The 11,108-nt window shown below is 73.3% G+C and carries 6 protein-coding genes; 5 read left to right on the forward strand and 1 reads right to left on the reverse strand.

What is annotated here, in order from left to right; genetic code table 11:
• Positions 1-457: 457 nt before the first annotated feature.
• A complete protein-coding gene (locus tag ACGFIR_RS12310) occupies positions 458-3,238 on the reverse strand; it encodes an ATP-binding protein (protein WP_393144764.1) in 2,781 nt (926 codons plus the stop codon).
• Between the two features lie 363 nt (positions 3,239-3,601).
• On the opposite strand from ACGFIR_RS12310, the gene htpG reads away from it, so the two are divergent.
• The 5 genes from htpG to ACGFIR_RS12335 all read left to right on the forward strand — a co-directional run bounded on the left by htpG (position 3,602) and on the right by ACGFIR_RS12335 (position 11,092).
• Positions 3,602-5,530 carry a molecular chaperone HtpG gene (gene htpG, locus ACGFIR_RS12315; RefSeq protein WP_393007232.1) on the forward strand — a complete coding sequence of 643 codons (1,929 nt, stop codon included), beginning with the start codon at positions 3,602-3,604 and terminating at the stop codon, positions 5,528-5,530.
• Positions 5,531-6,026: 496 nt separating this feature from the next.
• Positions 6,027-7,298, forward strand: a complete 1,272-nt coding sequence (locus ACGFIR_RS12320; protein ID WP_393007234.1) for a cytochrome P450 — start codon at positions 6,027-6,029, stop codon at positions 7,296-7,298.
• Between the two features lie 206 nt (positions 7,299-7,504).
• Positions 7,505-7,978, forward strand: a complete 474-nt coding sequence (locus ACGFIR_RS12325; RefSeq protein WP_393144766.1) for a helix-turn-helix transcriptional regulator — start codon at positions 7,505-7,507, stop codon at positions 7,976-7,978.
• A gap of 178 nt (positions 7,979-8,156) precedes the next feature.
• Positions 8,157-10,670 carry a nitrate- and nitrite sensing domain-containing protein gene (locus ACGFIR_RS12330; RefSeq protein ID WP_393144768.1) on the forward strand — a complete coding sequence of 838 codons (2,514 nt, stop codon included), beginning with the start codon at positions 8,157-8,159 and terminating at the stop codon, positions 10,668-10,670.
• A gap of 17 nt (positions 10,671-10,687) precedes the next feature.
• Entirely contained in the window at positions 10,688-11,092 is a 405-nt protein-coding gene (locus ACGFIR_RS12335) for a roadblock/LC7 domain-containing protein (protein ID WP_393007240.1), read from the forward strand.
• Positions 11,093-11,108: the final 16 nt, after the last annotated feature.

Here is an 11,108-nt window from a genome sequence, read left to right on the forward strand (position 1 = left end):
TTGCCGGTGGTGGCGGGTCGGGTGTCGGTGGGGGAGGCGGCGTGTGCGGCGGTGATCGGGCCGGCGATGGCGCCGCCGGCGAAGGCGAGCCCGGCAACGGTCAGGGCGCTGGTGCGGAAGATGTCGGTACGCATGATGGGGGCACCTTTCGATCGGGGGTACGCGACAACACCAAGGGGGGTGGGTGTGGTCGCGGGCTGAGGGAAAGGTCGAACCAGGTGCGCGCCCTCGGGTGAGAGGGCGGTGCGCGTTCCGGGGGGATGTAACGACGCGGGCCTGGCCGGCATTCCGACCGGCTCGCCCCGGCCGTCGAGCTAGCTCGGGGGGTCACGCGCTCACGGTGGTTACAACGACCCGGGGCCCCGGGCCATGCCCACCGGGCTGGTGACGACCGCCACCACAAACCGGACAGACGGCACGCAATCGCCCAGCCCGCCGATCGGGGGCGGAATCCGGGTCAGGGAGCCGGGGGCAGGCGACGTTCGATGGTGACGGTGGTCCCCTCGGCGGTGGACACCAGACGCACGTCCCCGTACGCGTTCATCAGGGTGGCGCCGCGTCCCCGGTCCATGGCCGGGCGACGGTCCCGCCAGGTGCCGAAGTCGCGCACCGTGATCCGGACGGTGCCGTCGGACACCCGTAGCCGAACACGCACCTCGGGACGGGTCGGGCGTTGGGCGTGCTCGACGGCGTTGTTGACCGCCTCCGAGGCGGCCAGCAGGAGATCGGCGACGGTGTCCGGATCGAGGTCCAGCCCCTCCAGCGAGGCCCGCACGTCCCGCCGCATGGCGGCGGCCGACGTGGGCTGCGACGGGTACGTCCAGCCCGCGTCCAGCACGGCTGGGCGTTCGGGGACCGACCCCCCGCCGTGCGCGTACCCCCCGTTCCCGCTCGCGGGCGGCGCGACGGCCGGACGGTCCGACGGAGCACCGGGGGCCGGTGGGCCGGCCGGGGTGCCCCGCGTGCCCGGGACGCCGCCCGCGTCGGGTGCCGCGTCGCCGAGGCGGCGGCTGTGGGCACCCCGCAGGGTGGCCCGGATCCGGGCGACCAGGTCGGCCGCGGCGAAGGGTTTGACGATGTAGTCGTCGGCGCCCAGGCCGAGCCCCTCCACGCCGGCCTCCCCGCCGGCGCGTGCGGAGAGCACCACCACCGGCAGCATGCGGGTGCCGGCCTGCCCACGCAGCCGCCGCACCAGCTCGAAGCCGTCGATCTCGGGCATCATCACGTCGGTGAGCACCAGGTCGGGCGGAGCCCGGTGGATCGCCTCCAGGGCCTGCCGGCCGTTGCCGACCGTCTCCACCCGCCAGCCCTGCTCGCCCAGCAACCGGGCCAGGTACGCGCGCATGTCGGCGTTGTCGTCGGCGACCAGGATCCGTGCGTGCCGCAACGCGTCCACGCCGCCGTACGCCGGCACCGGCGGCCCGGCCGGCGCGGACGCCCCCGCCTGCGCCGGATCGGCCAGCCAACCGGCCGCCTCCTGGGCGGCGGCCCGGGCCGCGTCGCCGACCCCGACGGGGGCCGGCCCGGCGGCCCGCTGCGTGGCGGACCACGGCAGCGCCACGGTGAACGTCGTCCCCGTGCCGATCCGGCTCTCCACCCGCACGTCGCCGCCCTCCAGGCGGGCCAGCTCGCGGACCAGGGCGAGCCCGATGCCGGTGCCCTCGTGGCTGCGTGACCGGGCGCCCCGTACCCGGTGGAAACGCGCGAAGAGCTTCGGCAGGTCCTCCTCGGCGATGCCGATGCCCGTGTCGGCGACGGTCAGCCGGATCTCCTCGTCGTCGGCGGTGAGCGCGACCCGGATCCGCCCGACGAAGGTGTACTTCAGCGCGTTGGACAGCAGATTGGTGACGATGCGTTCCCAGTTGACCGGGTCGACGGCGACCGGGCGCGGCAGCGGCGGGCAGTCGACCTCCAGGCGCAGCCCGGCGCGTTCGACGGCCGCCCGGAAGACGCTCGACAGCTCGGTCGTGAGCCCGGCCAGGTCGACCTCGCGGGCCTGGCTGTGCGCCTGCCCGGCCTCTAGGCTGGAGAAGGTGAGCAGGCTGTTGACCAGGGTGAGCAGCCGGGTGGCGTTGCGCCAGGCGGTGTCGACCCGCTCCCGCTGCCTCGCGGGCAGAGGATGCTCGTTGTCGTTGAGGGCGTCGGCCAGCGGGCCGAGCATCAGCGTCAGCGGGGTCCGGAACTCGTGGCTGACGTTGGTGAAGAAGTCGGTCTTGACCCGGTCCAGCTCGGCGAGCGCCTCGGCCCGCCGGCGCTCCTCCTCGTACGCCTGCGCGTTACGCACGGCGACGGCCACCTGCTGGGCCAGCAGCGCCTGGAACGCCCGGTACGCCTCGTCCAGCCCACGGCTCGGGCTGACCCCGACCAGCAGCACCCCGAGCGGCTGGCCCGCTTCGGCGGAGGGCAGCGGCAGGGCCCGGGCGGTCCGCAGCGGGTCACCCCACGGCCCGGCCGGCAGGACGAGCCGCCCGTCGACGCCGGACACCTCGGTCGTCGTGCCGCCGGCGGCGGCACCCAGCCCCCACTCGTGGCCCTCGCCCGCCGGCAGCGTGCCGGGCAGGGCGGCGGCCACGGCCGCTCCGCCGACGTGGGCGGCACGGCGCAGCAGCGCGCCCTCGCGCAGGTAGATCGCGGCGAACGGGACATCCAGCGGATGCCCGCCGATGGCCTGGGCGAGGCGGGCACAGGTGCTCCCGACGTCGACGGTCCGCCCGTCGCCCCCGACGGACAGGTCGCGCAGCAGGCGCAGCCGGCGCTCGCCGACGACCTGCTCGGTGACCTCGCTGCACACGGTGAGCACCCCCACCGTGCGTCCCTCGTCGTCGCGGGCGGGGGCGTGCGAGACGCTGAAGTACGCCTCCTCGCGGTAGCCGGCCCGATCGAGCAGCAGCCGCAGCGCCGGCACCCAGCTGGCGACGCCGGTCGCCATCGCCTCGTCGATGAGCGGGCCCAGCACGTCCCAGCCCTCGGCCAGGGTGACCCGCACGTCACCGCCGAGCGCGTCGGGGTGCTTGTCGCCGATCAGCGCCGAGTACGCGTCGTTGTAGAGCTGGGTGAGGTGTTCGCCCCACAGCAGCAGCATCGGGTAGCGGGAGGAGAGGACCAGCCGTACGGCGGCGCGCAGGCTCTGCGGCCAGCCGTCGACGGGGCCGAGTGGGGTGGCGGCCCAGTCCAGGCGCGCCATCAGCCGCCCGGTCTCCCCGCCGTCGGCGAACAGGCTCCCCGTGGGTCGCGTCACCCTCGGTCGCACCTCATCGCAGCCCTCACTTCCGGGCCCCGACGACCCTTGCTGGTGTTACCCGTACATCCTGGCACCCGGCCTCAGCTGCACGTCCGCCGGCACCCCAGCGCGTCTCTGTACCCCGCCGCCGGGGTCCTGACACCTGGACGTACCTGCGCGGAAGCTGCGACCGATACGACGGCAGGGCGTCGATGGCGCGGACCGCGCGGCGCGGCGGTGACGCCCCCGGGGGCCGGCGGGCGCCGCCTGACCGGGGCTGACCCGGGGCTCCGCGCCGCCTCCCGACGCGCCGCCGTCCCGTCGTCTCGCCGTCGGCGACGACTCGTATCCTTTCCGCGAACCTTCGGTGGGCTTTCGAGCATGAAAGGACACGGTGTGAGCAACCGGGCCGAGACGTTGGAGTTCCAGGCCGAGGCGCGTCAGCTGCTCCAGCTGATGGTCCACTCCATCTATTCGAACAAGGACGTCTTCCTGCGCGAACTGATCTCGAACGCCTCGGACGCGCTGGACAAGCTGCGCCTGGCGTCGATGGTCGACAAGGAGCTGGAGGTCGACACCTCCGATCTGCACATCGAGATCGAGGTCGACAAGGCGGCGCGCACGCTGACCGTCCGGGACAACGGCATCGGCATGTCCCGCGACGAGGTGGTCCAGGTGATCGGCACGATCGCCAAGTCCGGGACCGCCGAGCTGCTGCGCAAGCTGCGGGAGTCCTCCGACGCCGGGGCGCGGCAGGAGCTGATCGGCCAGTTCGGCGTGGGCTTCTACGCGGCGTTCATGGTCGCCGACCGGGTGGAGTTGGTGACCCGCAGGGCGGGGGAGAGCGGCGGTACGCGCTGGGAGTCGGCCGGCGAGGGCACGTACTCCGTCGAGTCGGTCGAGCAGGCGCCGCAGGGCACCTCGGTGACCCTGCACCTCAAGCCGGCCGACGACGAGGACAACCTGCACGACTACACCGCCGAGTGGACGATCCGCGAGATCGTCAAGCGGTACTCGGACTTCATCGCCTGGCCGATCCGGATGACCGTCGAGCGGCCCGGCGAGGGCGACCAGAGCACCACCGAGACCCAGACGCTCAACTCGATGAAGGCGCTCTGGGCCCGCTCCCGCGACGAGGTCGACGAGGCCGAGTACAAGGAGTTCTACAAGCACGTCAGCCACGACTGGGCCGACCCGCTGGACATCGTGCACATGCGGGGCGAGGGCACCTTCGAGTACGAGGCCCTGCTGTTCATCCCGTCGCACGCGCCGCTGGACCTGTTCTCCCCGCAGGGCCGCCGCGGCGTGCAGCTCTACGTCAAGCGCGTCTTCATCATGGACGACTGCGAAGCGCTCATGCCGAACTACCTGCGCTTCGTCAAGGGCGTCGTGGACGCGCACGACCTGTCACTGAACATCTCCCGGGAGATCCTCCAGCAGGACCGGCAGATCCAGGTCGTCCGTCGCCGACTGGTCAAGAAGATCCTGGCCACCGTCAAGGACATGAAGGCCAACCACGCCGAGCGCTACCGGACCTTCTGGACCGAGTTCGGGGCCGCCGTCAAGGAGGGCCTCATCGACGACACGGAGAACCGGGACGTCCTCCTGGAGATCCTGTCGGTCGCCTCCACCCACGACGCGGCCGAGCCCACCGACCTCGCCGGCTACGTCGGTCGGATGAAGGAGGGGCAGAGCGACATCTACTACGCCACCGGCGACTCGCGCACCATGATCGAGAATTCGCCGCACATGGAGGCGTTCCGCGCCAAGGGCTACGAGGTGCTGCTGCTCACCGACCCGGTCGACGAGGTGTGGATCGAGCGCGTCGGCCAGTACGACGGCCGGACGCTGCGTTCCATCGCCAAGGGCCAGGTGGACCTGGACACCGAGGAGGAGAAGAAGGAGGCCGAGGCCGAGCGCGAGCAGCAGCGCAAGGACTTCGCCGACCTGCTCACCTGGATGGGCGCCACCCTCGCCGACTCCGTCAAGGAGGTCCGCCTCTCCTCCCGGCTGACGACCTCGCCCGCCTGCGTCGTCGGCGACGCCCACGACATCACCCCGACGCTGGAGAAGATGTACCGGGCGATGGGCCACGAGGTGCCGGCGGTCAAGCGGATCCTGGAGCTCAACCCCGGGCACCCGCTGGTCACCGGCCTGCGCAAGGCACACGAGCAGGGCGGCACGGAGGAGCCGCTGAAGGAGACCGCCGAGCTGCTCTACGGCCTGGCGCTGCTGGCCGAGGGCGGGGAGCTGGCCGATCCCTCCCGGTTCACCCGCATCCTCGCCGACCGCCTCGCGCGTACCCTCTAGGCGCGGCGCACGGGCCGGCCGGCGTGATGTCGCCGGCCGGCCCACCTGCCACGCCAGGCCCCGACCGATCGCCCCGTCGACCACGGAAGGGCGACCCTTCTCGTCGGGCGCGGGCGGCATCGTCGGCCCTTTTCCGTTGCGGGTGCCGAGCGTCGGTCAACCAGTTCCGGTCAGATCCCGGCCGGTGGTGCACCACATTTCCCGGGGCCGACCGGGACACGCGGGCAGTGGCGCGCGACGGTGCGTGATGCCCGTCGCGGCGTCGTTTACCCTGGTCGTCGCCGCTGCCGACGGGGCAAGGAACAAATCGCAACTTGCAGAACGCCGTGCTGCGAGTGCGCCCCGAGGGCGGGTGAATTGCGCGCCAAGACATTGAAGTGCGCTGATATTGACTTGGTCTCGGAATGGGCGCACCGTGAAGGAGCGCGGCTGAAACCGGATCCCCGGGAGCCGTTCGGCGATTCCGTTCGTGGCCATGGCGCTCCAGGAGGCGGTCATGCGATTGGATCCGTTCGTGGGGGTGTATCTCGCCGATCCGGCACGGGTGTGGCGGCGGCTTCTCGACGATCCCGACCGGGTGCACCACGATCCGGACCTGGGGCTGTGGCTGATCACCCGGCACGCCGACGTCCGCCGGGCGTTGAGTGACGTCGGGGCCTTCGGCAACGCCCTCACCCTCGCCCCGATCTACGACGTCTGCCCCGAGGCAATGGAGATCATCGCGCGCATCGACGCGCCGCCCACCACGGCTGCGGCCGACCCGCCGGTGCACCCCCGCACCCGCCGGGCCCTGCGGGCGACCTTCGCCAACACGCCGGAACGCGTCGAGCAGCGGTACGGCGCGATCGTCCGACGCCGGGTCGACGAACTGGTGTCCCGGCTCGTCGCCCGCGCCGGCGGGCGGGTGGACCTCGTCGGCGAGTTCACCGCCGAACTTCCCCTGCTGGTCCTCCTCGACATCCTCGGCGTGCCGGAGGAGGACGTTCCGCGGATCCGGGCCTGGGGCGACGGTCAGCTGGCGTTGATCTGGGGGCGGCCGGAGCCGGCCGAACAGGTGCGGCTAGCGCGGGGTCTGTGGGAGTTCTGGCGCTACTGCGAGGAGTCGGTACGCGCCCGGCTCGCCGCCGGCCCGCACGGCGACGACTACGTCAGCCAACTGCTGGCGTACCGCGACGGTGACGACGAGGTGCTCACGGTGGCCGAGGTGTCGAGCATCGTGTTCAACCTCCTGGTCGCCGGCCACGAGACCACGGCCGGGCTGCTCGCCCACGCGGTGGACCAGGCGCTGTCGAGCCCCGGCCGGTGGCGGGAACTCGGCGAGCACCCCGAACGGATTCCCGCGTTCCTGACCGAGACGCTGCGCTTCGCGCCCGCCATCGACGGTTGGTTGCGGGTCACCCGCCGGCCCGTCTCCCTGGACGGCGTGACCATTCCGGCGGGTGCGCGCTGTCTGCTGCTGATCGGTGCCGCGAATCGGGACCCAGCCGTTTTCGTCCGCCCCGAACAATTCGATCCGCACCGGAGCGACGCGGACGGACATCTGTCGTTCGGCCACGGGCCGCATTTCTGCATCGGCGCGGCGCTGGCCCGGCTGGAGGCGCAGACGGCGCTGACCCGGCTCGGCCGGGCAATTCCCGGCCTGCGGCTGGCCGCCGGGCATCGCCGTGCGTACAAGCCCAATGTCGCATTCCGGGCGCACCGGAGCCTGCCGGTGCTCGTCGAGGCGGCGGTGCCCTCCGGTGGCGCTGCCGCGCCCGTAGCCGGGTGACCGGCGGCGGCGCGGCGCGGCGGCCCACTCCCCGGGGCGGCTGCGCCGGGCCCCGCGGTCCACGCGCGGCGACTACCCTCCGAAGTTGCGTCTTCACACCCGTCCTGTGATGGGTTAAGAATTGTCCCCTGCGAATACCCATTCGTCGCCCAATGTCGATTGACGCCGATGCCGATACGGTAGATCGGCGTCGTGAAGGTGAACACATGGATCGCACGCCTCCGTCGAGCGCCAGTGGCTCCGGTGCCATCCACCGGTTCCGCTCCGAGTTGCGCACCTGGCGTACCCGGCAGGGACTGACCCAGCGGGCGCTCGCGGAGCGGGTGCGGTTCAGCCGCGAGACGGTTGCCGCCGTCGAGTCCGGTCGCCGGTACGGCAGCCACGAGTTCGCGGTCCGCTGCGACGAGGTGCTCGGCACCGGCGGCTGCCTGGCCGCGTTGTGGCCGCAGGTCGCCGCGGAGCAGTTGGCCGCGGACGGTCGCCGTGGGCCTCGGTTCGGGAAGGTGGCCGGGCTGGAGCCGGCCCTCACGACGGCCGTCGTGCGGCGGGACGCGCGCGACCCGGAGGCGGTCGTGGCCGCGATCGACGAGCTGCGGGAGCTGATCGGCCAGGTGCTCGGCGGGCAGCCGGAGGCGGACCTACCGCCCCCTCCGTCGGGCGGTCGATCCGGGCGCCCCTGACCTGCGGGTGGCCGGGGCCGCGGGGGCGGTCAGGCGCTGCTGACGCTGGGTACAGATGCGGGTACGGGCCGTTTGTACCACTGCCAGGTCTGGTCTGAGCGCGCGGGTTCCGGCCGAATGAGACGTGCAAATGGCAAGGTGCGCATAGGCCGTCTTGGATGAGTCGCGGGAGTCAATCTTGGCGTCGAGCACGAGGTCCCACGCGGCCCGACCCTACCCGACCGGCCGCCGCAGCTGGAAGATCGCCACCCGGATGCGCCTCATCGTCGCGGCTCCCCTGGTCGCCGTGATGGGCTTCGCCGGCCTCGCCCTGACCGAGAGCGTCCGCCAGACGACCCGCGCGAGCGACCTCGGATCCCTGGCGCACCTGGCCGCCGACGCGGGCGACCTGGCGCACCAACTGCAACGCGAGCGCGTCGTCGCCGCCGACCTGTTGGGCCGGGGCGCGGCCGAGCAGCAGGACGCCTTCGTCGAGGCCACCAGGAGCACCGACGACGCGGTCGCCCGCTACCGCCGGCAGCGGGCACTGGTGCCCTCCGGGCCCGCCGCCGGTCAGCCCGCGCTAGCACGGATCGACCTGGCGCTGGAGGGCCTGCCGCCGTTGCGCGCGCAGGTCCGGACGGCGGCGCGCGCCTCGGTGTCGGCGATGACCTTCAGCTACCGGATCGTGATCGCCGACCTGCTCACGCTGCGTGAGAGCGTCACCCTCGGGGCGGTCAACGCCCGGATCACGGACGGCATGCGGGCCTCGGCGGCGCTGTCCAAGGCGGCCGAGGCGGCCGGCCAGCAGCAGGTGGCCGTCCTGCGCGCGGTCACCGCCGACCAGCTGACCCCGGCCATGCAGCAGGACATCACCGCCGCCCGCTCCGGCTTCACCGAGTCCAGCCTGTCCTTCCTGGCGCTCGCCCGGCCCGCCTGGCGGGGCTGGTGGGAGCAGGCGGGCAGCGGCGCGGACGCCCTGCTGCTCCAACGGTTGCAGGACGAGGTGTCGAGGACCCGTGCGGGCAGCCGCCTGCGCCTGGATCCGGGCGCCTGGGTCGCCGCGACCCAACAGTGGTCCGCCCGCCTGGCCGAGCTGCGCCAACGGGTCGACGCGGCGGTGCTCGACGACATCCGCTCGGCCCAGGCCGACCAGCGGCGGCGCACCGCCGTGCAGGCGGCCGCCGTGGTGGTGGCGCTGCTGCTCACGGCACTGGTCACCTGGGTGGTGGCCCGGCAGATCACGCGCCGGCTGCGTCGGCTGCGGGACGCCGCGAACGCCGTCGCGTTCGAACGGCTGCCGCAGGTGGTGGCCCGGCTCCAACATCCGGACAACTCCTCGGTGGACCCGGACGAGCTGGCCCGCCGGCAGAGCGCGGACGCCCTGGAGCCGTCGACCGGTGACGAGATCGGCGAGGTGGGGGAGGCGTTCGCCGCCGTGCACCGGGCGGCGGTGCGTACCGCGGCCGAGCAGGCGGTCATGCGGGCCAACACCGCCGACATCTTCATCCACCTCAGTCGGCGGGAGCAGCGCCTGGTCGACGCGGTGCTGGCACAGGTCGACAAGGTCGAGCGGGACGAGACCGACCCCGAACGGCTCGACCAGCTCTACACGCTGGACAACCTGGCCACCCGGATGGGGCGGATCAACGCCAGCCTGCTGGTGCTCGGCGGGGTGGGGGTCGGGCGGGTACGCCAGCACGACGTACCCCTGCAACAGGTGCTCCAGGCCGCGCAGAGCCAGATCGAGCACTACGCCAGGATCCGCCTCGGCATGGTCGACGGTGACGTCGCCGTCGCGGCCGAGGCCGTCGACGAGGTCGTGCACCTGCTGGCCGAGCTGATGGACAACGCCACCGGCTACTCCCCGCCGGGCACCGAGGCGTGGGTGACCGGTCGCAGCCTCGGCGACCGGGTGATCGTCCAGGTCAGCGACGAGGGCGTGGGGCTGTCGCCGCAGCGGCGTCAACAGCTCAACGAACTGCTGGCCCACCCGCCGGCCATCGACGTCGCGGCCGTACGGGCGATGGGGCTGGTCGTGGTGGGGCAGCTCGCCGCCCGGCTGGGCGTGGCCGTGCAGCTGCGTCCCGGTCCTCGCCGGGGCACCATCGCCGAGGCGGCGCTCCCGGGCGCGATCATCCGGTCGCTGCCGCCGGAGGAGTTCCTGCTCACGCCCACCCGGCCGTCCCGGCGCGCGGCGCGGACCGCCGCCGTGCCACCGGCGTACGCAACGGCGGCGGCGAACGGAACCGCACCGGAGCCGTGGGCCGCCAGCCCGCCGGAGCCGTGGGCCGGGAGGCCGCCGGAGCCGTGGGCCGGGACGCCGGCGGCCGAGCGGGCCCTGCCGGTGGCGCCGGTGTTCCGGCCCGCACCGGCGCCGGCCGGCCGAGGCGACCAGCCCACCGAGGAACTCGTCATCTTCGACCAGGTCAACCACTGGTTCCAGGCCAGTCACGACGGCACGGACGAGAGGCCCTGGGCCAGCCCCGCCGACGACGCCTGGCGGACCGCCGCCCGAGCCGAAGCGCCCGAGGTCGTCGCCACCACCACGTCCGGCCTGCCGCGGCGCCAGCCGCAGCAGCACCTCGTCCCGGGCGGGGTGACCGTGCCGCAGCAGCGCTCCGCGCACCGCGACCCGACCCAGGTGGCCACCGCGATGGCCGCGTACGCGCGGGGCGTCGCCGGGCGCCGGTCCAACCTGATCAACAACTGACCCGACAGGGAGAGCACGTGACCGACCAACAGGATCTCGGCTGGTTGCTGGACGCCTTCGCCGCGCGCGCCACCGAGGTCAGCCATGCGATCGCGATCTCCAGCGACGGCCTGATGGTGGCCGCCACCAGGGGACTCCCGCCGGACCGGGCGGACCAGTTGGCGGCGACCGGCAGCGGCCTGGTGAGCCTCCTCCGCGGCGCCGCGGCCTTCTTCGACGCCGGCGCGGTGATCTCCAACGTCACGCAGCTCGAAGGCGGCTTCATGTTCTCGATGGCGTTCAACGACGGCGCGTCCCTGCTCGTGCTCGCCGACCCGCAGTGCGACGTCGGCAAGGTCTCCTACGAGATGACCGAGCTGGCGAACCGCATCGGCGACGCGCTGACCCCGGCGGCGCGGGCGGCACTGAGCCGCAGCCGCTGACACCCCGGCACCCACG

The sequence above is a fragment of the Micromonospora sp. NPDC049051 genome (assembly GCF_043197575.1).
GTDB lineage: Bacteria > Actinomycetota > Actinomycetes > Mycobacteriales > Micromonosporaceae > Micromonospora.